The sequence below is a fragment of the Spirosoma panaciterrae DSM 21099 genome, assembly GCF_000374025.1.
GTDB lineage: Bacteria > Bacteroidota > Bacteroidia > Cytophagales > Spirosomataceae > Spirosoma > Spirosoma panaciterrae.
On the sequence record NZ_KB893183.1, the window covers coordinates 1 to 25,190 of the forward strand.

Consider the following 25,190-nt stretch of genomic DNA (forward strand, 5'->3'; position numbering starts at 1 on the left):
TGCTAAAGCTCAGGGCAAACACATCGCGCGTCCCCCATTAGTTGAATCAAAACAGACCGAGATTGCGAGGTTGTACAGCCAAGGCGTATCGATGAATCAAATTAGCAAACAGATTGGGGTGGCCTATGGCACAGTTTACAATTATGTACAGAAAATCAGGCTTAAAACTAAGACCTTAGTTGCTTAACGTGTAGAAATGCCCCGTTGGAAGAAGAACCCCCTATAGGAATAAGATCTTTGATTAAATAAGAATCCATTTTTAATATAACATGGCTTGTGTTATGACTGTAAACGTTTGAGAATAAGATTATTAGAATAACCCAACTTCAAGTTCACACCGTAGGTATTTGAATGAATCCGTTCTTTTTTTATCCGTGGTCGTTTGGGCCGAGGTGGCTTAGTGATTTCAGTAGGTGATGGCTTTGTAGGCTGATTTATAGGGACTTTTTCGGTTTCCATTTTAAGGTTGTATTTCTAAGTTCAACTTTATTTGTATGGGTAGAGTTTTTGTAATTTAAGGTAAGGGTACTTAATTGACGACTGGTCTTTAATTGAGCTGCGGTACCAATAACACAGCATACTTGTCATTTCACTCCCATATGGCAATCGTGGTTTTATCGGAAGCAATACGACTTTTTTGTTCAAGAACTATTAGGGAAGCTTTTTGTAATTAGAAATTTCTAATTACAAAAATGCTCTTTTTAGCTGATTTTATTTTGAAGTAGTAGCGATTTCTTCTATAATATGATGCTAAGTAAGTTACCCAATCAACCTTAACTCTTTGACACCTTACGAAGCATTTTGAAGTACACAGTATAAGAATCTCCATTCAAATAGAACCAGGATGATGGATCTGGCTCTATTTCATTTTGTTTCCCCCAATGAAAATCCCCAGTGGCTTTGTTGTAATAGTAGTTGAGAGCTACGTCATATTCATAACTCGTTAAGGTGCTAAAAGCATCGTACCGTTTTATTAATAAGGCAATGGGTTCAGCCATTGACTTTCGTAATTGATATTCAGTTGTACTACCATTTTGTACGGTATATACTGTGTAGGTACCAATTGTATGGTTTGGCACTTTGGCGAAATTGGTGCTTGATCCTTCAACCGTAACCGCTACCGTTTGCGCTCCAGCCGGTTTCACCGTTAATTGATATCCTCCCCCTTTTATACTTCCATCAGGCTGACTAAGACTGTAGCTACCTTCTTGATATGCTTTAAAGCCATCTCCTACTTTAAACCCCGCATCGACGAATACTGCATTGTACGTACCTGATACCCGTTGAATTGGGTCAGGATTTTCACCTAACTCGATTTGGTTATTTAACGCAATTGGGTCAGGCTCTTTTTTGCATCCACTTACCAGAATAAGCAAAACCCCAATGTAACTTATGATTTTATATGTGCTCATAGGATAAGATTTTCTTAGATTGGCCGTACAATTACACTTTTTTTCCCCGCTGTTCTTATTCTTCGGATTGAAATAAACTCATGGTGCCAATGATTGAGCTAATTGCTTTAGGTGTACCTGTTCGACGTGGAGTGGCCGACTTGGGAGTAGTTTCTTTCTTTTTTACTTTAACGTTTTCAATACCAAGGGATTTTACCATGTAAGCCGTAGCATTTTTAACGTTTTTCCGCTTTCCTGAAGCTACCTCTGTATGGATTCGCAGGAATGTTTCTAACTTATCAGAGTTGTCGGTTATGGCTGCTTTCTGAGCCTCGTTGAGTGTGTAGCCTGCAAACCATTGCCACGCTAATGCAACGGCTTCTCCAATGGGCATTTTCTGGATATATTCTCTGCTCGCATCTACTTCGCTTTCAATCTGACTAAGCGGTGTTTTCTTGGTAAACTTTAAGCGGGTTACCCGTTTACCCTCTTTCTTAACCGGTTCGTAAGTAAATTCAATGCCCGTCTTCTCCTTGATTTCATTATACGCTACATCTAAGCACTTACGCGTAAAATCAAAATACTTGAACGTTTCGGGTACGTTAAGAATATGCCTCAAGTGATCGACCTCATAGGTAAAAGTATCGCTTCGGTAGTGACTCATTAGAATTTCATATACCCGTTTTGAATAGAGGGAACCTAACGAGCGCATTACTTCATAATCATAACTTGTCCATGTTTTTCCTAGCTCAGTGTAGTAAGGTACAGCGCCAGAGAACATGGTAATTTTTAAACACATCTTCCCCTTGTTCATCAGGTTCTCAACCAGTGGAAAAGGGATCATATACTTAAAATAGCGTTCACCCTTTTCATTGGTAAAGGCGAATCCCTGTTGCTTTAGCTGCAACGATTTTGCAGCCCGCTCAATTTCGCTGTAGTTTCTACTCTTACTGAGCTCAGCAAACGGGATTAGGAACTCAACATTTTGATTAGGGAACAAGGGCTGGCTTTTCTCAAAGTAGCGTATAGTCAACTGATTAATAATCATAACGACTATATTCTTCTCCAAAGCCGTGAACATCTGCCGAGACTCAGTTATCAGGTTGGGCTGGTAATTGTTTTTTTGCTTCTTACTGGGCACCACCATCAAATTTTCCGTTGAATCCGACATAGCGAATAAAAATAAGTTTTCAAGAAAAACATCCGCAATTTAGAAATAAAATAAGCACTACCAAATCGAATTGTACAAAATTGATGTAACTACAACTACTTATCTCTCAGAATGTTATTAAAATCGATCTTCGTTGCCAAGTCGCTTTTGCTTCGTATCTGAGTCGTTTTCTTGATTTAACAAATGGTAGATTTTTCTACCATTTGTTAAATCATTGGTTCTAAGGACTTAGCGAGCCATCCATTACGCTTATTTAGATCTAATTTTGTCCGTTTTACGGACTAGTAGAGGAGTTATTATTGTATTATATTGATACAGAAATTGTAATAAACTAATAAGTTGAACTTGCCTTCTACTTCGTACTCTGGTCGCTTTTCGCTGAAAGGTTCTTAGGACATATTGCTTCGTACTCTGGTCGCTTTTAAGGGGGTTCTATATGCTTCGTACCCTGGTCGTTTTTCGCCTAGTTAATTCGTACACAAGTCGTTATTGCTTCGTATATTAGTCGCTTTAGCTTCGTACATTAGTCGTTATTGCTTCGTACATTAGTCGCTTTAGCTTCGTACATTAGTCGCTTTTCTTTTAGTAAAATACTAATAATCAACTAATTAAGTCATTCCTAATCTATCTAATTTTAGAAATTTTTAGAAATATTTGACAATCTTGCTAAAAAAAGAACAAAGGGGAAAAAAAGAGAGACAAAATATGTTTAAATGTTCATATTTTACTAAAACCATTTGTTATAAACAGCCTAAATTACTAAAAAAAATCTTCCGGCAACTATATTTGTAGTTATTATAGCTTTTAGCATTTTGTCCAAATTCAAAGTAGAAGATTCGAATACACTAACTGTTTGTGCCAAAATGACAGTAAATCTTAGATTATCCCCTTTTTTTGGTCATACCAAAAGTAAATGATATATTATGAGACCCTCCTGTATTCTGGTATCTCAGATCTGACTGTTAAAAATAGCGTGTCTTGATTAGTGTATAAAGACAAATCAGTTATTGCAATTTTTAATAATCGCCCCTTAGCTGTTATTTTACGAGAAACCGGAGGAATCGACCTATGAAAGATTCTGATAAGTCTGATTCAAAAAAATTATCAGACCTTATAAAAGAGTCAAATATAACTATGCAGGACCTGGCAGAGGTCTTGAATTATAACCGTGCCACTATAAGGGTACGCAAAAAGAACCCAGAGTTATACACAATTTTAGAAATTGTTACCCTGGCGAAAATGCTTAAGAAAACGCCTACCGCTGTTGTTAAGATAATTCTTCGCGAAATGAATGAATCAGCAGGTGACGTGGATAAGGAGGATGATTAATCCCCCTACCCTACCGCTTCGACTAATGCTTTTAGCTTAGGATATAATGGGTGTAATACAATCAGTTCATCAATAATGGCACTCTGGGTTTTATTTTCCAGCGAACTAATCATATTGAGTAGCTTGTGAGCCCTAGCTGATACTCGTGCTGCATTCAATGGCGATGGCGCTGGTGTCTCCATTTTCTTTTTTGATTTTGCGCCCCTTGTATTAACCGTGCTCCCCTTGTCTGCCGATTCAGTTACGGCCGGTTCAGTCTCCACAGAATTCACGACAGGCATGTTAGTTGATGACTTCACATCAGCCACAGCTTCTTGCACCGGTGGAACGACTGGCGCATTAGAGCCCGATTCCTTCGAGTCTTGAACGTGAGCAGCCGGTACCTTAACTTCAGGAGCTGATTCATTTTGTATAAGTACTGCTTCTATTTCCGAAGAAGACTCGGTACTGTCTGTGTTATTAAGTGTTTTGGTACCTTGCTCGGCGGCTTTATTTCTAGCACTTTTCGAGATTAATCCAAAGCTTTTTGCCATCGGTGTCTTATTTAGTGGTTGGAATGTTCAGATCCGCTTCTATTTCATACTTCTCTAAAAACTCTTTGATAAAGGGCAAAAACTCATCTCTGCCTTCTTGGCTTTCTAACAGCGAGGTATATGTGTTATAGTTCTCGAAGATTTTTTTAAGCTTGATTTTTGATTGAAATAACTGGATCCCAATTTCTTCGGCAAATTCAGGCAGATATGTATTCTCCTTAATGTTTCGGAAAAAGTTGTGAAACGCATAGACGTACGTTGGATAGCCTTCGTCCTGTCTAATTTTTTTTAGTTCAGCCATAGTGGCCATAAAGTGGCCAGTCGCCAGGGCGTCAGCCCTGGCTGGTTTAATGGGGATGATAAAGCTGTCACACATGGCTAACAGAGCAATGATCGCATCATCTTCCAGGCCTGTCATACGGGGCATATCGATGAAAATGAGATCGTAACTTTCATTTTCATAAGCTTCCTCAATAATTGCCTGGGCTTCTTCGGGAGTGGCCGTTTTGAGATCCCAGTCAAAAGTTACTCCTCCCCCACCCGATTCAGCAATTTCCTTATCCTCCTGTCGGAGGTCAGTTATTGACTTCTGATTATCGGCGTCAATAACCAGTACCTTTTGGTCACTATGCTTAGCCAACACGTTCGCGATCCAGCAGGTTGTTGCTGTTTTACCGGCCCCACCCTTCATGGTCGATGCGCAAATGACTCTCATACATATTTGGTTTTAAATGTTACTTTGTATATTTGTTAACAAATATACAAAACATACTAGAGAATTAATTAATTATGCAAATAATTTCTTAATTTCAAACAATACAAACAATACAAATTTATTATGTACTTAGTTATTTAAGTAATTATTTGACATTGTTACCTATTGTATAAAATTATAGAATCTGTATAGTTACTGAGTTAACAATGTATGTTAATTACATTTTATTTTTACTGCGTAATAGACAAAGTAACATTACGAACAAATGGAAAGAATCGTGTGAAAATCATACTACCAGGTACTTTAGTGATGCAATGTGATTTATGTTAATTTGTGTACTATGTATAATACATAACATTGTTAATAAAATATTATATATTTTATGTTTTAAAATTAAATAAATATAATGTAGAAAAGTAAATAAATTATTTATGTTACATTGTTAACAATATGAGATTTTTATCATTTATTTTCGCGGTAGTAAGAGATAGGAAGAAACTATACATGTATTTTTCAGCAAGAAGGAATGATATTATCATACATAAATCATTGTAAATCAAAAGCATAGCTTTTTATAAAATATGATTTATATTAATAAAGTATTGATAGTCTTTTAGTTATAATAGATTTTTTTATATCTATGGCTAAAAATGTACGAGAAAATGGCAAATAGAGTAGTTGCAATAGATGAAACTGTACATGACGTAATGATCGAGGAAGTAGAGCAGTTAAATGCAAATGCTAACCGCGAATATCAGGATCAGTACAAATTAGCTGATACCACAAGACGTAGAAAGCTAAAAAAACCTGAAAAACTAACGTTGAAGTCATACACAGAAAGTGCGCTAGAATACTTCCGAAAAAACCATATTGATCCAAGGTCGTTGGGTGAAGAGAAGGATGTGGTAGCAGAGGTGAAGAAGTTGCGGAACAATGTCTTTTCATTTATGCAGGTACAAGAACGAACCTATCTAATGCCATTTGTTCAGGATGTTTATGAGTTGAGAAATCGAACAGAGGGCTTGGAGGAAACTAGCGTAGACATGCTGAATCTAATGGAAATATTCATTGATTTACTGTTGGCAGGATTGGGACTGAGTGAGCAGGAACAGGATAAGTATAAAGCCAGAGCAGCCCAAGCGTTTGCTCAAAAGAAAGCGAGTCGTAAACAGAATGTCGGATGATAACGAAGATACTACCACCGACAAAAAACCGAGAGATCAACTACGATAACAAAGGGTCTTGTAAACGATTAGTTAATTATTTTGAGCACGAAGGGAAAGAGCTTGATCAGGAGGCTTACTATTTTTCGCAAGAGGAAGATGGTTTGAGTAAGGAAGAAGTAGTGCAGCAAATAGACGGAAATGTGAAGGGTTTAAAGCGGGAAGATACCAAGTTTGTGTCCCTGGTTATATCGCCATCCAGTGAAGAGTTGTCTCACATAAAGGACAACTCGGAAAAGTTAAAAGAATATACGCGCCAGGTAATGGACAATTACGCGAGACACTTTAAACTGAAGAATGGGAAAGAGCTAGAAGGGAAAGATTTAGTTTGGTATGGAATCGTGCATAAAACCCGAAAATACCACTGGAATGATAAAGGGGTAAGGGACGGGGATGTTAGGCGGGGTGACCAAAAATCGGGAATACAAACCCATGTCCATATTGTTGTTTCAACCCGGGATAAGGAACAGAAAGTCTCCCTAAACCCCAAAACTAGTAGGGCTCGATTCAATATCATTGAGTTTCAAAGAAGCAGTGCTGAGTTGTTTCAAAAACAATTCAAGTACGAAAAACAAACCCACTATCACAAAGACAAACCTCTTAGGGAGCGAACCCATATAGATCAAATTCGCTATTTTGAAAAGCGCATCAATCAATTAGCGGAAAAGTACGATTTAAACGAAACGACGGTAACTAACCTACGAAATAAAGCCCTTGAAACCGGCTATTCGAAAGAGTTTTATCAAGCGATGAAAGAATACACCAAACGTCTTAATAGGGGAGAGGGGAGGAAAGATGAACTACCAGAATTTGAAAATCTTCGTAAAGCAGACAGACAGGAAACTCGGGTTTTTGCCAGAAATCAGGTCAATCAGCCAATAAGGACAAAATCAATAAGTTTTGCAGTTGAGTCAGTACTTAAAGGTGCCAATGTCAATAAAGATGACGACAGAGAAATTTTAAAGGATTTGTCGAATAGGAGGAGAGGTAGCTTAGGGATTTAATTCATAATCACCCAATTAAAAGTAATGTCACAGTTTTATTATTTTTCTAATTACAAATTTATAATTAGAAAAATAACTCAAGTATAAAACTTGATAGAGAGCATGCCCAACAAATAGAGCAACGCTTACTGTTGAGCCTAAAATGCCGAAAAAAATAATTTTGTTTGAATATAAGTCTCACAAACTCAGCTAAAATGTAAGATTTTTGGTTTGATTAATGAGATAACTTTATGAGACTTTATTTCATTAGGACTTTCGCTTGTGGGTCAAATTTGAGAGTTTAGCTCTATGATTGTAAAACAGGAATATATTGAGTATCTGCTCAGTACGCCCTTCAACTACACTTGCACTAACATGGCTGACCATAAACCTAATCTGAGTCACGACGTGGTCAGTGATTTCCTACGGCGAGAGCGTTTCACGCCTGCTGATTTATGGGCCATTGTTCAGCCATACATCACTGACTCCGTGACCGCATCGGTGCTGGTTGATGACAGCGTTCAAGACAAAAGGTACTCCCATTTTATTGAACTGGTCAAGAAACAATATTCTGGTAATGAGCATGGTACAGTCAAGGGCATTGGCTTAGTCAATTTCGTTCACACAGCCGGTAACGACGAGCCACACTGGCCCATCGACTACCGCATCTTCCATCCCGAAACGGATGGCAAGACCAAAAACGATCATTTCCAGGAGATGTTTAAGCGGCTTATCACCCATAAACACCTCAAAGCTAGACGGATTTTATTCGACTCCTGGTACGCATCGGTGGATAACCTCAGACTAATTCATCGGGCCGAGTGGACCTTCTTCACCACACTGAAGAGCAACCGGCTGGTGAGTCTGCATCGGGATACAGGTTATCAGCATTTAGACACCCTAGGCTTCACTGAGCAAACGCTGATTACAGGGTTGCTAGTCAAGCTAAAAGAGATTCCGTTCAAGGTAAAGTTGTTCAAGCTGGTTGCCCCAAACGGCGACATTGACTGGGTCATCACCAATGACTTAGACGTATCAGTAAACCGGTTTGTGGCCGAATTAGCTAACGACACCCGGTGGCAGATCGAAACTTTCCACCGGAGTTTCAAGCAGTTGACGGGCTCGGAACGGTGTCAATGCCGCAAAGCTCGTTCGCAACGGAACCATTTAGCCTGTTGCTATCAGGCATGGGTTGCTTTGCAAGTCAAGGCTAACCAAGTTGGCCAAACCATCTATCAATTGCGGACAGGGTTATTCTCTGACTACTTAAGACACGAGTTAGCCAATCCCAGAATTCAAGCAATCACACTCTAAGCGAAAGTCCTATTCATAATGAAAGACTTTACTTGGGCTATATCTGTCTCCATCTCAAGAGTAGGGCGTTTGAATAGATGCTTTCCTAAAAGTTTATTCTGGGCCTAATATTGGCATAACCATACAAAGAGGTGGCTGGTCTCTGTCTGTAAATTTCCGACCGCTTCGGCGAGCGTCCCCGGCTGCGGCCCGGCCGGGGAGAGTCACCACGGGCGATACGATGCAGCGCGTCTGTTTGTGTCCGAGAAATTAATTGGGTATATCAAGAGAAGTAAGGTGTATCGTAATAATCAACTCAGAGAAAAGCATTGTCCGTTGAATATGGATGTGACTTTAACTCGTTGAGAAGCGAACTAGTGTAATCGCCTGATTCAAAATACCGAGGTTTTCGTGGACGATTTGACATGAACTGTAGTTTCGTATAAATGATTTATCTATAGACCGTTATAGAGCGGTGGTGACGTATCACCACCCTTTTTCTGGACGATTTCTTGACCGATCCGACCTGAAATCATCCGATTACGTTAAATACCCATAACAACCACCCGTGTCAACTCAAGTCTTGACCAACACAATGACAATTTACCCTGGAAAAAAACGACTCTTGTATTCTTTCGGTGTAATTCCTTTGACATTCTTAAAATGCCTGTAAAAATTAGAGGTATTTTCAAACCCACTGTCCAGAGCTATACTCGCTATCGTAAGGTCCGTTTTAATAAGTAACCGACAAGCATGGCTAAGGCGTACTTCCGTAAGGAAATCAAAGTACGATTTATTGGACATCATTTTAAAATAGCGGCAAAATGAAGTAACGCTCAGGTTTGTCAGTTGTGCTACATCGTCAATTAGAATTTTATTCCTGAAATTTTGTAAAGTGAATGAAAGTACCTTTTCCATTCGATTTCCATCATGCTGATTAAATTTTGTGTATTCAACACTGTTCGATAGCATTTCACATTCGCTGCTTTCCAGTAAAATGGCGTAAATTCTGAGCAAGTAAACAACTTTATTCAAGCCCATCTCCCGTGTCATTCGCCACATAAGCCGTTTAATTTTCTCCTTTGCACTTCCTTTGATGACAAGCCCGTTTTTGGCTTTTTCAAAGAGTTTCGAAATCCCTTGCGTTTCGTTTACGTTGAGAAATTCCTTCCCCAGACATTCAGGATGAAAGTGAAGCACTAACGCTTCCACATGATAATCCGAAGAAAATGGAATATTACACTTCCAGGTGTGTGGCACATTTGAACCCATGAGAATCATGTCATCAGGCTGGAAGTTGCCTATGCTATCCCCTATAAACCGAATCCCTTCACCTTTTATAAGATAATGAAGTTCTATTTCTGGATGGTAGTGCCAGATAGAGCCAAACTGTGGCACTATATCGTGACGAATACTAAACGCATTGTCTAGAGGCCTAGGAACAATATGAAGCTTAGGTACCATTTTCAGGTAAGGTTGCTGTTATATACGAAATTATAGAGATTCTATTAAATTTTTAATTAATGTGATAATATGTTGGATAAATTGGAAAAATTCAATGAGTCCATCCAATCTACAAGCCTTCAATCTTTGTGCTACTCTAAGTAGCAAGGAAAGATGGAACGTAACTATGCCTTACTAGTCTGTAGCGGAGACCTCAGACCGTCGGCCAACCTTACCTGTTGGCCAATGCAACAAAAAATGGAAGAAGACCTTGCCGAGGCCTTACGTAAACATTCATGGGAGATTAAAAGAGCCCACGCTTACAATGAAGAAAAAGGGCATGGTTTTATCGATTACCAGCACGTAGGCATAAAAGTCTTCAGAGAAATAGACAAAACGAAGCCGCTGATAGTAGCCGAGAGTGTTTGGCAGTACAGTCATCACGTTTTGGCCGGACTTGTTTCGCACAAAGGACCGATTTTGGTGGTGGCCAACTGGGACGGTACCTATCCTGGCCTGGTTGGTGCGCTGAATCTTACGGGCTCGTTGACCAAAGCCGGTGTGAACTACAGTTTCTTATGGAGTAAAGACTTTACCGATGCCTTCTTCGGTACAGGGTTAAAGGAATGGCTGGACACCGGTAAGGTTACCCATGATCTATCCCATGTAAACCGGTTTGATCGTACTACTCTACAGGCGGATGACTTAGCCGTGGCCGAAAAATTAGCTACCCGCATAAAGAATGACAACGTAATTATGGGGGTATTTGACGAGGGCTGCATGGGTATGTTCAATGCCATCGTACCGGATAATCTTATGCATGCGCTGGGTATCTATAAGGAACGCTTAAGTCAGTCCACCTTATATGCTAAAATGCTGACCGTTTCAGATGCCGAAGCCAACGACGTGCTGGAGTGGATGCTTCAAAAAGGAATGACCTTTGTTTGGGGAACTGACCCGGCCAATGAACTGACCAGAGAGCAAACGCTGGAACAATGCAAAATGTACGTTGCGGCTGTGCGGTTGGCCGACGAATTTGGCTGCGACACGATCGGGATTCAGTATCAGCAAGGGCTAAAGGAATTGACCGCAGCGAGTGATCTGGCCGAAGGGTTGCTCAATAACACCGATCGCCCGCCGGTTTTTGATGCTCAGGGTAAAGAGTTATATCCGAACGTAGCCCTGCCTCACTTCAATGAGGTAGACGAGTGTGCCGGTATAGACGGCTACGTTACCTATCATCTCTGGCGAGAACTTGGACTCAACGGCGATAACACTCTGCATGATTTACGATATGGTGAAACCTTCACGATAGCGGGCAAAGATGAGTTTGTCTGGGTGTTTTTGATTTCAGGAGCGGCTCCTGCCTCGCATTTTAAAGGCGGTTATGCCGGTGCCGACAGTCTGCGTCAGCCACCTATGTTTTTCGGAAAAGGGGGCGGTACGCTTCGTGGCGTGAGCCGACCCGGAAAGATTGTATGGAGCCGGGTCTATATTGAAAACAACGAGCTTTGGTGTGATATCGGTACGGGTCGATGCGTGGAATTGCCGGATGCAGACGTGGAGCGTCTCTGGAAACTGACCGATCCGCAATGGCCGGTAATGCACGGTGTTCTGGATGGTGTGAGCCGTGATCAGATGATGGCCAAGCACAAAGCAAACCATATTCAGGTAGTCTATGTCGACGGCGACTTTGATGTGCGCAAAGCCGCAGAAATTAAGGCCGCCACGTTCGTGAATCTGGGAATCAACGTAAATTTTTGCGGAATCTAAGCCTATGGAAAGGAAGTTCGTCATAGGCCTGGACTTTGGTACGGATTCCGTTCGGGGGGTGCTTCTCAACCCAGTTAAGGGCGAAGTGGTAGCTACTGGCGTCTCTCATTTTAAACGATGGAAAGCCGGATTATACTGCAACCCGGAAAAGGACCAGTACCGTCAGCACCCGTTGGATTATATAGAATCCATTGATGAGGTGTTCAGCAAACTCTTCGACGTAGAAAGCGCGGCTAATGTGTTGGCCATTGGAACTAATACGACTGGTTCTACGCCGGTAGCCGTCGATGCGACATGCCGCCCTTTGGCTTTGTCAACGGAGTTTTCCGAAAACCACAATGCCATGTTTGTCCTCTGGAAAGACCACACTGCCATTGAAGAGGCCAGCGAACTAAATGCGCTTTCAAAAAAGTGGGTAACCGATTATACTCGATACAGCGGAGGCATATACTCGTCCGAATGGTTCTGGTCAAAAATTCTTCACATCAACCGGACCGATGAAGCTGTATACCAGAACGCATACAGCTGGCTGGAACAATCCGACTGGATTCCCGCCTATTTATGCGGAACCGATAAACTGACCGCTGTAAAGAGAAACCGCTGTGCCGCCGGGCATAAGGCCATGTGGAACGAGGAATTTGGCGGTTTGCCTTCTACTGCGTTTCTAAATGCTTTAGATCCCACATTTGCCAAGTTGAGCAACCGGTTCTACTCTGAAACCTACACTTCCGATCAGGTATTTGGTACGATTGCTCCCTATTTCACGAATAAGTTTGGGTTTAATCCAGACACAATCGTGACCGTTGGCGCCATTGACGCTCATCATGGAGCGGTAGGCGCAGGAATCTCCCCTTATACCCTGGTAAAAGTCATCGGAACATCGACCTGCGACATGCTGGTTGTGCCCGTAGCAGACCAACCGCCTTTGGTAGAAGGCATTTGCGGGCAGGTAGATGGTTCCATTGACCCTGGTATGATTGGTTTTGAGGCTGGGCAGTCCGCTTTCGGAGATATTTTCAATTGGTTCAAACGAATAATGCTGGAACCTACCCGGAAGATTATTGGCGATCAGCTTAGTGCTGAATTAGCCACGAAGCTGGACGACGACTTCTTTACCTATGTAACTACCGAGGCCCGCCAACTTGAGGTGACAGCGTCAGATCTGGTATTCACCGATTATCATAATGGAAGAAGAACACCAGATGCTGACTTTGGGATTCATGCATCGGCTTCCGGTTTTAGTCTGGCTACACAGGCCGGTCACTTCTTCAAAGCGTTAGTGGAAGCAACAGCATTTGGGTCAAAATCCATCCTGGAGCGTTTCATGGCTTTCGGGATTCCGATAGAGCAGGTGATAGCCATCGGAGGCATCCCTAATAAATCACCCTATGTGGTGCAGGTTCTGGCTGATGTAATGGGCGTGAACATTCAGGTAGTCGATAGCGACCAGACCTGCGCATTGGGTTCTACTATTTTTGCCGCCACTGCCTGCGGCATTTTCCCTACTGTTCAGGAGGCTAAAAAGACAATAGCGGCAACGATTGTAAAAACGTACAGCCCCAATCCTGAGAAGCAAAAAATCTACGAGATTCTGTATAGCCGATATAAAAAATTAGCCTATGACTAATTTACCCATATTGGATATTACCATTATAATCGCCTATCTGATTGCGATGGTGTTGGTCGGCGTTTTCTTTTCCAGACGAAACACGTCTGCCGATGAATTTACCCGAGCATCCGGCCGGATTCCTGGCTGGGCGATAGGCATATCGATTTATGCCACCTTTCTTAGTTCGAACACGTTTCTCGGCGTTCCGGGCAAAGCGTTTGGCGGTACCTGGAATGCCTTTGTGTTTAGCCTTTCTATGCCTCTGGCAGCCTGGTTTGCCACCAAATATTTTGTCCCCTTTTACCGGAGCACCGGCGAAGTATCGGCTTATACCAATCTCGAAAAACGATTCGGTACCTGGGCCAGAACCTATGTCGTGATCTGTTTCTTGTCCACTCAGCTAGCCCGGATCGGATCTATCTTTTTTGGCATTTCACTGACCTTACAGGCGCTTACCGGGTATAGTATGGTGACCATCATGGTGGTTACCGGAATCTGTATCGTAATCTATACCGTGATGGGGGGTATTGAGGCCGTAATCTGGACCGAGGTTGTACAAGGTGTACTGAAAACGTTGGGGGCCGTTATCATTATTTATCTGGCGGTAAACCAGGTGCCTGGCGGTTTCAACGACATACTTAACATGGGATTGGCCGAGAATAAATTCAGCCTCGGTACTATCGAGTTCGATCTGGTCCATTCCTCGTTCTGGGTGGTGCTGCTATACGGCTTTTTTATCAATCTGAATAATTTCGGAATGGACCAGAACTACGTCCAGCGTTATCATGCCGCCACCAGCGCAGCAGAAGCCAACAAGTCGGTATGGCTTTGTGTGTGGATTTATGTTCCGGTATCACTCCTGTTTTTTAGTATAGGAACCTGTTTGTATACGTACTACATGCAAAACCCGGAGTTGCTCCGGAGCATTCAACTGAAGGCGGCTTCTGAGCAACTCGGTCTTGCTGTAAACAATGCGGAAGTAGCTCAGTTGGCAGCCAGGATGAAGCCGTCCGATTATGCCGATAAAGTGATGCCGCACTTTATGGTGCATATGATTCCAACCGGTCTTTTAGGGTTGATTGTCTCGGCCATTCTGTCGGCGGCAATGAGTACAATCAGTTCCGGCATGAACGCGTCGGCCACCGTCTTTACCGAAGACATCTACAAACGATACGTTAATCCAAGTTCAACCGAAAAAAACAGTTTGAAAATTCTTTACATCGCCACGGTTATCGTGGGGTTAACGGGTATGCTCTGCGGAATAGCCATGATTGGCGTTAAAAGCCTTTTAGACGTCTGGTGGACACTTTCCGGAATATTTGCAGGGGGGATGTTAGGGCTCTTTTTACTCGGTTTGATCAGCAAAAAGGCGACGAATACAGATGCGCTTACAGGTACGGTCATTGGTATTCTGGTTATTCTTTGGATGAGCTTCTCATACCTCATACCGGTTCAATACGACTATTTACGCTATCCGCTCCATGCTAATATGATTATTGTGGTGGGTACTCTGTCGATTTTCCTCACGGGTAACCTATCGCAAAAACTAAGAAGACAATAAGGCATATGACGACTAAAAAATTTGTCCCCGTAATGCTCACTCCCTTTCAGGACGGGAAGGCTATTGACTACAAAATCCTGGAGGACTTGATTGAATTCTACCTGGAAGCCGGAGCGGGTGGTCTTTTTGCCAACTGCCTGTCGAGTGAAATGTATCAGCTCTCCAAAGAAGAAATGCTGACGTCTGTGTCGTTTATCGTGCAGAAAGTGGCCGGACGAGTGCCCATAGTAGCCACAGGCACGTTCCCCGACAGCCTTGAAAACCAGGCCGCCTTTGTAAAAGAAATGTATGGTACCGGAATCGACTGTGTGATTGTTATTACAAGTCTGCTGGCCGATGAAACGGATGCTGAGGCCGTGTTTGAAGCCAATGTAAACCAATTGCTTGCGTTAACGGGTGATGTGCCACTTGGGTTTTATGAATGCCCGGTACCCTACAAACGGATTTTAAGACCTGATTTTCTGGGAAAATTGGTCAGGACAGGCCGTATCAAGTACCATAAAGACACGTCGTTAACGATGGACAGCGTGCGGGCTAAGATTGCGGCCAGTAAAGACGCCGATGACTTTGCCCTCTACGACGCCTACATGGTGCATGCAGTCGATTCGATGAAAGCCGGTTCGGCAGGGCTGTCCTGTATTCAGGGAAATTATTTTCCGGAGTTAATTGTCTGGTTGTGCAATCATTACGACGACGACTCCGCAGAAGTCGACAAAGTGCAGCAGTTTTTTGCGCAAAACATGGGTGTCATGCACGATACCTATCCCGCCAGTGCAAAGTATATTCTCGAAAAACGAGGATTGGGTATCACCCAAATTTGCCGTAATGGAAGCGAACTAAGAAACACAACCGATTACGATAAGCTGGATACGCTGTTCGATCAATTCAAAGAACTGGCACAGGAGATAAATTTAAACGTGATAGCCTATGAAAATAAAATGTGATCCAGACAACGAACAGTAATCAATTTCTAAACAGACGTACCTTAACTGATTTAAAACCATGAATCGAAATCTAAACAAATTTCGGCTGGCAGGGCTAATGCTGTTGTTTTCGATAACGGCCCTGGCACAGAATGTAATTACCGGAAAGGTAATCGATGCCAAAACCAGGGAGCCCTTGCCCGGAGCCACCATTGTACTGAAAGGAACTAACATTGCCACGATCACCAATGCAGAGGGAACGTATAGTCTTACCGTTCCTAATTTGAGCGGGAAAATTTACATTAGTTATGTCGGTTTCGTAACCAAAGATGTTGAGCTTCTCAATCAGAAACGCATCGATATAGAGCTTGAACCAAAGGCTTCGTTACTGGACGATGTGGTGGTAATCGGCTATGGAACGGCCAAGAAGAGCGATATAACCGGCTCTGTGGCGAGCATAACCGAAAAAGATTTTAATAAAGGCGTCAACGTATCTGCCGAACAGCTTATCGCCGGAAAAGTCTCGGGCGTCCAGATTGTTCAGAGCAGCGGAGAACCCGGTGGTGGCATTAATGTGAACATCAGGGGCATGGGGTCGCTGAATGCCGGAAATTCACCGCTCTACGTAGTGGATGGGTTTCCGATTGATAACTCGTCCACGGTAAGCGGCACCGGAGCCAATTTTACGGGAATGCGGACCGCGAGAAACCCGTTAAACTCGATCAACCCTGGTGATATTGCCTCCATTGAGGTACTGAAAGATGCCTCAGCAACGGCCATTTATGGCTCCAGAGGAGCGAACGGGGTGGTTATGATTACGACCAAAAGAGGGAAAGACGGCGGACTAAAAGTAAGTTATGATTCCTACTACGGAGTGCAGAATGTGATGCATGATATTAACATTTTGGGAGCCAACGACTACAAGACGGTCATGAACAGTTTGATTGACGCCGGAGCCGGAAGCGCCAGTTTAAAGATTGGCGATTTTTCGGGAGGAACCGACTGGTTGAAGCGCATGTATCATAAAAATGCCCCGATTCAAAGTCACAATATTTCGTTTTCGGGCGGAAACCAGTCCACGAAATACTACACGTCATTGAATTACTTCAATCAGGATGGCGTATTGATCAACTCAGGGAATAAACGATACAGTGCCCGAGTCAATCTGGAGCATACCAACAAGAATTTTACGGTTGGCACAAACCTTACGTCGTCTTATGTTGCTGACTCCTACGTGGCTAACGGGATGGATCTGAACGAACGGGCAGGGATCATCTATGCGGCTATTGCGTATGAACCCACTCTTTCCGTTTTCGATCAGAACAACAACTATGTTCTCTCGACGAACATGAACATCGATAACCCGCTTGCTATTGCCAATGGAAAGACCTCTACGTCAAATCTTTACCGGACGTTGGGGAATGTCTATGGCGAAGTTCGATTCCTGACGGATTTTACCGCCCGACTAAACCTGGGGGCTGATATAACCTCACAACGTCGGGATACGTATGTGGACAGACAAACCATAGAAGGCCGGGCAAACGGTGGAATTGCCAGCGTTTTATCCGGAACAAACAGCAGCATTCTGTCGGAATTGACGCTGAACTATCGGAAACGGTTTGGTACTCATGACCTGAATGTTCTTTTGGGTACTACGGGTCAACAGTTTAACTCGAACGATCAAACCTCGCAGGGAAGTGGTTTCCCTTCCGATGCTACCAAAACAGACAACCTCAGCCTGGGCGACCCGACTCGTTTTATTGCAACAAGCAGTCGGTCAAGAAACAGTTTGTTGTCTTATCTGGGACGAATCAACTATAATATCGCCGAGAAATATTTGCTTACAGCCTCCTTACGCGTGGATGGGTCTTCCCGCTTTGGCGAAAACAACAAGTATGGGGTGTTCCCTTCTTTCGCGTTTGCCTGGCGACTTGAAAATGAAGAGTTTATCAAGAACCTTAGTGCCATTACGTCCTTAAAACTAAGGTCAAGCTGGGGGCAAACGGGCAACCAGGCGATAGGCAACTATCAATCGATAACTACGTATACAACCGGTCAAAAAGCGGTCATCGGCAATCAGCAGGTAAGTACCACCACCCCCAACCGGGTACCCAATCCTGACCTGAAATGGGAAACGTCAGAACAACTGAATTTCGGCCTCGACTTTGGTTTCCGCAATAACCGGATCACGGGTAGCCTGGACTGGTTTACCAAAACCACGCGCGATATGCTTCTGGACTTGCCTATCCCGCGCACGACCGGGTTTACGACCATGATGACCAACATCGGGTCTGTCCGAAACAGTGGGTTCGAAGTGTTGGTCAACAGCATCAACCTGGCGGGGCCGCTGAAATGGGAAACCACCCTCAACCTGACCTGGCTAACCAACAAAGTACTCAACCTAGGTGGTATCAGTAATATTTTTACCGGAAGCGCAGGCGGCACCTCCAACATCGCGATCATCAAGGAAGGGTTGCCGATGTACTCCTTTTATGGCTACACGATAGATGGCGTATGGCAAACGGGTGATGATTTTACTGCGACAAAAGACGTTGTGAAACCGGGTGATTTCAGATACCGGGATTTAAACGGTGACAAGATTGTCAATGCGGATGACCGTCAGGTAATAGGTAATCCGTTTCCCAGCTTTATGGCCTCTATAACGAATAATTTCAGTTACAAAGGTTTCAATCTTAACATTTTTCTGGATGGTAATTGGGGTTCCAAAATGCTGAACAATAACCTGGTGGATACGTATTTCCCGGCTAACCTGATGAGAAACCGGCTAGCAGACCCCTTGCTGAACCGCTGGACTTCGTCAAACCCGTCAACCGTTTACCCGTCATTTATCAATCCGCTGGGACAGGGTAAGAAAGAAGTAAACACCTATACGGTTGAAAGTGCCGATTTCCTGCGGCTGAATACGGTAAAACTGGGCTATGATTTTACCATCAAAAAGTCTGCGGTGAAAGGTCTGGGCGTTTTTGTGACAGGCCAAAACCTGGCGATGTGGACGAACTATACAGGCTATGACCCTTCGATAAATCCGAATGGTGGTGGCGTCAGAATCGATTGGAATGCGTTTCCAACGGCCAGAACTATCCTGTTTGGCGTAAACCTAAATCTTTGAAAATCATGAAAAAGACCATAAAATATAGTTTGCTGGGCACTCTGGTGTCGGCAACCCTATTCCTGACTGGGTGCAAGGATTATTTGAAAGAAGAGGTTTTTTCTCAGTTGGCTCCCGAAAACTATCTGAACACAAAAGAAGGACTGACGTCGGTACTTTACGAAGCCTATGCCAAAGCGGCAAACATGAATGGCAATAACTCTATTTATGTGCTCGGACCACAGGAGTTTGTGACGGATATTTTGTATCAGAGCGGAGACAATGTAGAAGCTACGATCCGAAATTTCAGAGAATTTACCTGGGACCCGAACATGGATTTTCTCGTACAAAACTGGGATACGTATTATCAGTGTATCCGAGATGCCAATATTCTGCTGGAGAATATTCCGAATTCGAACCTGACAGCCGCTGAAAAAACCCTGTACCAGGCAGAGGCTCGGTTTTTAAGAGCCGTGAGTTATTACAAGCTGTATTTCTTTTTCGGAACAGTGCCTTTACGAACCAGTACGTCGCAGGCACTGAGTTTGCCAAGAGCGTCTGATGATGAACTCAAGCAGTTTATCACGACAGAACTGAAATTTGCTATCGAAAACTTACCCAATCCGGGAGCGGAAGCGCAGAAGTACAGGGCACATAAGGCCGCAGCATCTGGCTACCTGATCAAATTCTATCTCAATACAAAGAACTGGAATGAGGCCAGTACGCTTTCTGCCCAGTTTTTGAGTTCGTTTAAGAATTACTCGTTATATGCCCAATACAAGGATTTGTTCAAAGTTGAAAATGAAAACAATCCTGAATACATCTGGGTAAGGCCAGCCATCGCTTCTTCCGATCGGGTAACAGCCAATAGCTGGAGTAATGTTTCATTTCCTGACAACTTCAAATCAGCGCCTGAAGTAGGGCTTACGTTTAAATCGACCTGGCTCAACTGGCCTAACGAATTCCGGATTTACGACAAATTCTATAACACGTTTGAAGCGGCTGATAAACGAAAAGACTTGATGATTACGTATTATACGAATACCTCCGATCAGCGAGTTGAGCTTCGCGGTAGCGATAACATCCGTTCGTTCAAGTACTGGCCCGACCCTAATAACGTAGGGGCTGCCCACGGAAATGATATTCCTGAAATACGGTTAGCCGACATTTTACTGTCGCGTGCCGAAGCCCTCAACGAACTGAACGGCCCCAATGCCGACGCTCTTGACCTGGTTAATCAGGTCAGGTCCAGAGCTGGTCTTCCGGCTTTGAAGCTGGAAAGCGTCGCTACCAAAGAGGCCTTCCGGGATATGATCCTTCTGGAACGAGGCCACGAGTTTTTCAATGAAGGACACCGACGAATGGATCTCATACGTACCGGGAAGTTCATTTCAGATGCCCAGGCAAGAGGCAAAAACGCGCAGTCATTTCATCTGTTATTTCCGATTCCGCAGGTGGTGATTGATTCGGACCCGGCGATTAAACAAAACCCTAATTATTAGAGGCTGTTTTAACATTAAATAGTAAGATGAATCATGGGTTGGCCTGATCGCGTAGCGATCAACTAATCCATGATTCACGATAAAAGTCATGATAAGTATAAAACGTAAAGCAATTCTCCTGCTATGCCTTTGGGTCAGTTGGGCTGTAGGGCTGGCTCAAACAGTTCCTGGTACTATCGTTTGCTACGAACCCAGTTCAGCCCAGCGGTATATTGGCTCACCCAGTTTAGTGACACTGCCAAACGGAGACTATGTGGCTTCGCACGATTTTTTTGGCCCAAAAAGCTCCGAATGGCAGCAGGCTGCCTCCCGGATTTATACGTCCAACAACAAAGGAAAAACCTGGCGTTATCTCGCCGAAATCAGGGGCGCCTTCTGGAGTTCATTATTTGTCCACAAAGGTGAACTTTACCTGTTGGGACCAGACCGACACCACGGCACCGTGCTCATCAGAAAATCCGTTGACGGCGGGAAAACCTGGACGGAACCGACGAACAAAGAAAACGGGGTGCTCCTAACTGGCGAATTCCACTGTGCTCCCATGCCGGTGGTAGCCTACAAGGGTCGCCTTTGGCGACCAATGGAAACCGCACATGGCCCTGTGTTACAATGGGGAAAACGATATGGAGCCATGGTGATGTCGGCTCCCGTAGAGGCTGATCTTCTGAATGCAAAGTCGTGGCAGGCCAGTACGCCTGTTCTGTACGACAGCACGTTTAACAAGGGTGATTTTGCCGGGTGGCTCGAAGGAAATTTTGTGGTCGATAAAGATCAGAGAATGTGGGATATGCTCCGGGTTGCCAATAAAAAGTCTACAGAAGAAAAAGCCGCCATGGTATCCATTGCAGCCGACGGTAAAACCCTTTCCTTCGATCCCAATTCAGGGTTCATACCTTTCGACGGCGGTAGCAAGAAGTTTGTAATAAAGTATGATACCCTGAGCCGGAAATACTGGACGCTGGCGAATGTGATACCCGATAAATTCCGGAAGCAGTTTCCCGACCGGAATCCATCCGGGTTCCGAAATGTCCTGATGCTGAGACGTTCGGACGATTTAAAGAAATGGGACGACGTAAAGGTTATCCTGGAGCATGACGATGTGCTCAATCACGGATTTCAGTACGTTGACTGGTCATTCGAAGGCAATGACATTATTGTCCTTTCCAGAACGGCGTATTTCGATGGGAACACCAATGCGGCAAACAACCATGATGCGAATTATCTGACGTTTCATCGAATAGAAAACTTCCGAAAACTGAAAAACTGACACCTGCTATGGACATTTCTGTTTTGGGGAATCACAGGTTGTTAAGCCTATTGTTTTTTTCGGTTGTGAGCTGGATTACGGCCACCACGGCAGACGCACAGACAAACCGCAAAACAAAACCTAACATCCTGTTCATTTATGTGGATGATCTGGGGTACTCAGACCTGGGCTGCTATGGAAATCAGTATGGTACCCATTTCATCGAAACCCCTAACCTTGACAAACTGGCCAAAGAGTCCATGCTGTTTACAGAGGCTTATGCGTCAGCTCCGTTATGTTCCCCATCCAGAGCCGCCCTGCTGACGGGAAAATCGCCGGCCCGGCTGAAATTTGAGTTTGTTACAAAATATCCGTCCGACGATTTTCAGTGGAACGATGATGCGTGGGTGAAAAAATTCAATGACTTCCCGTTAATTCCGCCACCATATACCTTAAATCTCCCGCTGGAAGAAACGACCCTGGCTGAAATGCTGAAGTCGTTCGGCTATGAAACCGGTATTGTCGGGAAATGGCATGTTTCCGCCCATAATAAGGTGTATAATGGGTGGGACAAAACGTTTGGCCCTCAACAACAAGGGTTTGACTGGGCCGAAGAAATCGTTGGCGCATGGGCAGCGACCCCAAAAGACGAAAAACCAGGCGTGTTTCCCGCTGATGCCCTTACCGACAAAGCCATTTCATACATAAAGGAAAAACACGATACCCCTTTTTTCCTGTACGTGAGTCATTATTACGTACACACCCCGCTGAACACCGCCTTGAACTGGCTGGTCGAAAAATACAAAGCCAAATCGGAGAAATCAGGGTTAGGATACAATAATGAACGAATCAAATATGCGGCCTTTGTAGAGACGCTGGATCATTACGTAGGCGATTTGCTAAAGGCTGTCGAGCAGGCCGGACTAAGAGATAACACCCTGATCGTATTTACGTCTGATAACGGCGGAATGCCGGAAGTGGCCTTTAACCGGCCGTTCAGGGGCAGTAAATGGAATTTATACGAAGGTGGGCTGAGAGTGCCGATGCTGATCAGGTACCCTGGTGTGATAAAAGAAAACACACGGAACAACACGCCCGTAGTCCAGACCGACTTTTTCCCCACATTTTACGAACTGGCCTCAGGGAAGAAAAACACCCAGAAAGATATTGACGGCAAATCTATGGTTTCACTGCTAACCTCCGGGAATGGCAAAGACCTTGAAAACCGGGCTTTGTATTGGCATTTCCCGTATTATCATCCAGAAGGAAATGTTGATAAAGTAAAAAATCTACCAATAGGCATTGAAGATCAATACATTAGTTTCACAAAACCGCAGTCGGCCATCCGTAAAAACCAGTATAAACTCATTCATTTTTTTGAGGATGATCGAGTTGAACTGTTTGACTTAACCAACGACATCGGTGAAAAGGTCGATTTAAGTAAACGCCACCCTGACATTGCCGAAAAAATGAAGAAAGAGCTAGCCGATTATTTAAGCAACGTAAAGGCACGTTTACCCAAGAGAAAATAAGTGTCGCTTTACAACGATCTACGCTGGAAGGCATTATGGACTTTGTGGTCCTGTAGTAATAGAAGTTATGGAATTTACCTCTGATTATTAGTCGATTAAAAGACATGCCGAACGTCTATAGAGAAACGCAAAAAAATGAATGGCTTATGGCTACGGTTCTGGCATAAGCCACATCATAGGTTGGTAATTCAGTAAAGTTTCACCAATTGCGTGAACCACTTTCTTTTTTAACCGTAAACCTGTTTAAAACAAACCAGGCTGCTGCCATAGCTATCTTGTAGTATAAAAGTTTAATGAACAGCTTCCAATAGGTCGCTGTTCAGGCTTTTTGAATTATTGGAAGTAAACTCCTGTATGGCTAATTATGAAGAAAGGTAATTCTATAAACAGGCTCTGGTGTATTAGTCTTGTCTTGTTAAATAGTTGTATGACATTGAATAACAATAGCCTGACGGTTTTGGCTGCAGGTCACACATTGCACCATAACGGTGTGTTTTCGAAAGACGGGCAATGGATCGTTTTTGATGGACGAAATGACGACACTAAAATCGGAGAAACGTCTACGATCGGTATCGTAAATGTCAAAACCGGAGAAGAAAAGATCATTTATAAAACGTCCAATCAGACTGTTTACGGGCCGGGCGTGGGGGCAGCCTCGTTCAGTCCGGCAGAGGATAAAGTGATATTCATCCACGGATTACCGGATGCCAATGCAGAAAAACCCTATGCCATGTCCAGAAGAACAGGTGTCGGCATTGACATTCGGTATCCGTACCGCCCTTTCTTTTATGATGCCCGAGACATAAGTTTTCCTTACACCCCCGGATCACTCCGTGGTGGCACTCATTCGCACTGCTGGAGCGGGGATGGAAAACTCATAAGTTTTACGTATAACGATGAATTAGTAGATCCCAACCTGAGGAGGGTGGGCGTGATGCTCCCCTCTCCCAAAGAAGTTAAGGTAGACACGGCCGCAGGAAATAACGGAGGAATTATGTTTTCATCTTTGGTGACGAAGGTAGTGAGCAATCCCAGGCCTGGTTCTGACGAAATCAATAAGGCGTTTGACGAGTGTTGGGTAGGAAGAAACGGCTATACGCTAAAATCAGGGAAGCATATTCCGCATGCCATTGCTTTTCAGGGCAACGTGATAAACAAAGCGGGTAAGCAAATTACGGAGGTTTTCATTGTCGATATCGATCCAGAAAAGATTCTGGCGGATTCTACAGCCGTTGGAAAACCTGGCGAAGGCCCTCGCGTGCCGGAAGGTATACACCAAAGACGGATCACTTTTTCAGAAAAAGGGCTTTCCGATACCCGACACTGGTTACGTTCAAGCCCTGACGGTAAATTTATTTATGCGTTAGCGAAGGATCTTAATGAGCTTAACCAACTTGTTCAAATCGAGGTAAATACGGGTGAGATAAAGTTTCTGACCAATACTAATTTTTCAATTGATTACTCATTCAATCTGAACAGTGACGGTACCATGATAGCCTATGTAGCTCGAAATTCTATCTTTCTTTTTGATCTGGTAAAAGGTGTTTCTAAACAAATGACCCGTAAAGAGGAGGGAAAAATCGTAGGCGCTCCTTCTTTTTCTCCTTCTGATCATTTGTTGGTTTTCAATCAGTATACCAAAGGCCTAAACGGAGACCGTTTTTTACAGATTCGAAAAATTAGCCTCCCTGAATAACGTACTTCTGCTCAATCATTTAGACCATTTGTACAATTGGTCAACCCCTCATTGAGCTTTGCGTAAGTCCTGGATACGTTATAAAAGAAGCACAAACGGGATACTATTGGAAGAAATACCACAGTCTCACTATTGTTCTTCGACCAAGTAAAATAGTT

General features: G+C 43.6%; 19 protein-coding genes. 14 read left to right on the forward strand and 5 right to left on the reverse strand.

All coding sequences use genetic code 11. The features are described from left to right. Nucleotides 1-187: helix-turn-helix transcriptional regulator (locus B153_RS35105; RefSeq protein ID WP_040761367.1), on the forward strand; the 187-nt coding region annotated here is incomplete at its 5' end. Nucleotides 188-773: 586 nt separating this feature from the next. Here B153_RS35105 and B153_RS0113540 read toward each other — a convergent pair. Both B153_RS0113540 and B153_RS0113545 read right to left on the reverse strand, forming a co-directional pair. Continuing rightward, nucleotides 774-1,412 (reverse strand): hypothetical protein, encoded by a 639-nt coding sequence (locus B153_RS0113540; RefSeq protein ID WP_020597261.1) that lies wholly within the window; start codon nt 1,410-1,412, stop codon nt 774-776. A 55-nt stretch (nt 1,413-1,467) separates the two neighbouring features. Next, nucleotides 1,468-2,562 carry a replication initiation protein gene (locus tag B153_RS0113545; RefSeq protein ID WP_020597262.1) on the reverse strand — a complete coding sequence of 365 codons (1,095 nt, stop codon included), beginning with the start codon at nt 2,560-2,562 and terminating at the stop codon, nt 1,468-1,470. A 1,068-nt stretch (nt 2,563-3,630) separates the two neighbouring features. Between B153_RS0113545 and B153_RS0113550 the strand changes: the two genes are divergently transcribed. After that, entirely contained in the window at nt 3,631-3,891 is a 261-nt protein-coding gene (locus B153_RS0113550; RefSeq protein WP_020597263.1) for a hypothetical protein, read from the forward strand. 5 nt (nt 3,892-3,896) lie between these two features. Here the strand turns inward: B153_RS0113550 and B153_RS0113555 are convergent, their stop codons facing one another. After that, nucleotides 3,897-4,424 (reverse strand): hypothetical protein, encoded by a 528-nt coding sequence (locus B153_RS0113555; protein ID WP_020597264.1) that lies wholly within the window; start codon nt 4,422-4,424, stop codon nt 3,897-3,899. A gap of 7 nt (nt 4,425-4,431) precedes the next feature. Then, nucleotides 4,432-5,139 (reverse strand): ParA family protein, encoded by a 708-nt coding sequence (locus B153_RS0113560; RefSeq protein ID WP_083928200.1) that lies wholly within the window; start codon nt 5,137-5,139, stop codon nt 4,432-4,434. Nucleotides 5,140-5,801: 662 nt separating this feature from the next. On the opposite strand from B153_RS0113560, the gene B153_RS0113565 reads away from it, so the two are divergent. The 3 genes from B153_RS0113565 to B153_RS0113575 all read left to right on the forward strand — a co-directional run bounded on the left by B153_RS0113565 (nt 5,802) and on the right by B153_RS0113575 (nt 8,659). Beyond that, nucleotides 5,802-6,323: a BfmA/BtgA family mobilization protein gene (locus B153_RS0113565; RefSeq protein WP_157634678.1), complete on the forward strand. Its 522-nt coding sequence runs from the start codon at nt 5,802-5,804 to the stop codon at nt 6,321-6,323. Continuing rightward, nucleotides 6,320-7,366: a DUF5712 family protein gene (locus tag B153_RS36635; RefSeq protein WP_020597267.1), complete on the forward strand. Its 1,047-nt coding sequence runs from the start codon at nt 6,320-6,322 to the stop codon at nt 7,364-7,366. The genes B153_RS0113565 and B153_RS36635 overlap by 4 nt, the downstream gene beginning before the upstream one ends. Before the next feature lie 288 nt (nt 7,367-7,654). After that, the gene (locus tag B153_RS0113575) at nt 7,655-8,659 is read left to right on the forward strand and encodes an IS701 family transposase (RefSeq protein ID WP_026262133.1); all 1,005 of its coding nucleotides are present in this window, start codon (nt 7,655-7,657) and stop codon (nt 8,657-8,659) included. A 582-nt stretch (nt 8,660-9,241) separates the two neighbouring features. Here B153_RS0113575 and B153_RS0113580 read toward each other — a convergent pair. After that, the gene (locus tag B153_RS0113580) at nt 9,242-10,102 is read right to left on the reverse strand and encodes an AraC family transcriptional regulator (RefSeq protein ID WP_020597269.1); all 861 of its coding nucleotides are present in this window, start codon (nt 10,100-10,102) and stop codon (nt 9,242-9,244) included. Nucleotides 10,103-10,327: 225 nt separating this feature from the next. Between B153_RS0113580 and B153_RS0113585 the strand changes: the two genes are divergently transcribed. The 9 genes from B153_RS0113585 (at nt 10,328) to B153_RS0113625 (ending at nt 25,032) form a co-directional block, all read left to right on the forward strand. Then, a complete protein-coding gene (locus B153_RS0113585) occupies nt 10,328-11,854 on the forward strand; it encodes a fucose isomerase (RefSeq protein ID WP_245564884.1) in 1,527 nt (508 codons plus the stop codon). A gap of 4 nt (nt 11,855-11,858) precedes the next feature. Next, complete coding sequence (locus B153_RS0113590) at nt 11,859-13,481, forward strand: ribulokinase (protein ID WP_020597271.1); 1,623 nt, start codon at nt 11,859-11,861, stop codon at nt 13,479-13,481. Next, a complete protein-coding gene (locus tag B153_RS0113595; RefSeq protein ID WP_020597272.1) occupies nt 13,474-15,024 on the forward strand; it encodes a sodium:solute symporter family protein in 1,551 nt (516 codons plus the stop codon). The genes B153_RS0113590 and B153_RS0113595 overlap by 8 nt, the downstream gene beginning before the upstream one ends. Nucleotides 15,025-15,029: 5 nt before the next feature. Next, entirely contained in the window at nt 15,030-15,968 is a 939-nt protein-coding gene (locus B153_RS0113600; protein ID WP_020597273.1) for a dihydrodipicolinate synthase family protein, read from the forward strand. A gap of 58 nt (nt 15,969-16,026) precedes the next feature. Continuing rightward, a complete protein-coding gene (locus B153_RS0113605) occupies nt 16,027-19,077 on the forward strand; it encodes a SusC/RagA family TonB-linked outer membrane protein (protein ID WP_020597274.1) in 3,051 nt (1,016 codons plus the stop codon). Between the two features lie 5 nt (nt 19,078-19,082). Beyond that, nucleotides 19,083-20,558 carry a RagB/SusD family nutrient uptake outer membrane protein gene (locus B153_RS0113610; protein WP_020597275.1) on the forward strand — a complete coding sequence of 492 codons (1,476 nt, stop codon included), beginning with the start codon at nt 19,083-19,085 and terminating at the stop codon, nt 20,556-20,558. Between the two features lie 88 nt (nt 20,559-20,646). Continuing rightward, nucleotides 20,647-21,825: a sialidase family protein gene (locus tag B153_RS0113615; protein WP_020597276.1), complete on the forward strand. Its 1,179-nt coding sequence runs from the start codon at nt 20,647-20,649 to the stop codon at nt 21,823-21,825. Nucleotides 21,826-21,833: 8 nt separating this feature from the next. After that, nucleotides 21,834-23,336: a sulfatase gene (locus B153_RS0113620; RefSeq protein WP_157634679.1), complete on the forward strand. Its 1,503-nt coding sequence runs from the start codon at nt 21,834-21,836 to the stop codon at nt 23,334-23,336. A gap of 427 nt (nt 23,337-23,763) precedes the next feature. Continuing rightward, nucleotides 23,764-25,032, forward strand: coding sequence for a DUF3748 domain-containing protein (locus B153_RS0113625; protein ID WP_020597278.1), 1,269 nt, complete (start codon nt 23,764-23,766; stop codon nt 25,030-25,032). Nucleotides 25,033-25,190 lie beyond the last annotated feature (158 nt).

Coding starts and splice junctions, on each gene's coding strand:
- B153_RS0113560 (WP_083928200.1), bottom strand. CDS start 5,139: ATGAGAGTCATTTGCGCATCGACCATGAAGGGTGGGGCCGGTAAAACA.
- B153_RS0113605 (WP_020597274.1), top strand. CDS start 16,027: ATGAATCGAAATCTAAACAAATTTCGGCTGGCAGGGCTAATGCTGTTG.
- B153_RS0113585 (WP_245564884.1), top strand. CDS start 10,328: ATGCAACAAAAAATGGAAGAAGACCTTGCCGAGGCCTTACGTAAACAT.
- B153_RS0113550 (WP_020597263.1), top strand. CDS start 3,631: ATGAAAGATTCTGATAAGTCTGATTCAAAAAAATTATCAGACCTTATA.
- B153_RS0113615 (WP_020597276.1), top strand. CDS start 20,647: ATGATAAGTATAAAACGTAAAGCAATTCTCCTGCTATGCCTTTGGGTC.
- B153_RS0113625 (WP_020597278.1), top strand. CDS start 23,764: ATGACATTGAATAACAATAGCCTGACGGTTTTGGCTGCAGGTCACACA.
- B153_RS0113555 (WP_020597264.1), bottom strand. CDS start 4,424: ATGGCAAAAAGCTTTGGATTAATCTCGAAAAGTGCTAGAAATAAAGCC.
- B153_RS0113595 (WP_020597272.1), top strand. CDS start 13,474: ATGACTAATTTACCCATATTGGATATTACCATTATAATCGCCTATCTG.
- B153_RS0113575 (WP_026262133.1), top strand. CDS start 7,655: ATGATTGTAAAACAGGAATATATTGAGTATCTGCTCAGTACGCCCTTC.
- B153_RS36635 (WP_020597267.1), top strand. CDS start 6,320: ATGATAACGAAGATACTACCACCGACAAAAAACCGAGAGATCAACTAC.
- B153_RS0113545 (WP_020597262.1), bottom strand. CDS start 2,562: ATGTCGGATTCAACGGAAAATTTGATGGTGGTGCCCAGTAAGAAGCAA.
- B153_RS0113620 (WP_157634679.1), top strand. CDS start 21,834: ATGGACATTTCTGTTTTGGGGAATCACAGGTTGTTAAGCCTATTGTTT.
- B153_RS0113600 (WP_020597273.1), top strand. CDS start 15,030: ATGACGACTAAAAAATTTGTCCCCGTAATGCTCACTCCCTTTCAGGAC.
- B153_RS0113610 (WP_020597275.1), top strand. CDS start 19,083: ATGAAAAAGACCATAAAATATAGTTTGCTGGGCACTCTGGTGTCGGCA.
- B153_RS0113540 (WP_020597261.1), bottom strand. CDS start 1,412: ATGAGCACATATAAAATCATAAGTTACATTGGGGTTTTGCTTATTCTG.
- B153_RS0113590 (WP_020597271.1), top strand. CDS start 11,859: ATGGAAAGGAAGTTCGTCATAGGCCTGGACTTTGGTACGGATTCCGTT.
- B153_RS0113565 (WP_157634678.1), top strand. CDS start 5,802: ATGGCAAATAGAGTAGTTGCAATAGATGAAACTGTACATGACGTAATG.
- B153_RS0113580 (WP_020597269.1), bottom strand. CDS start 10,102: ATGGTACCTAAGCTTCATATTGTTCCTAGGCCTCTAGACAATGCGTTT.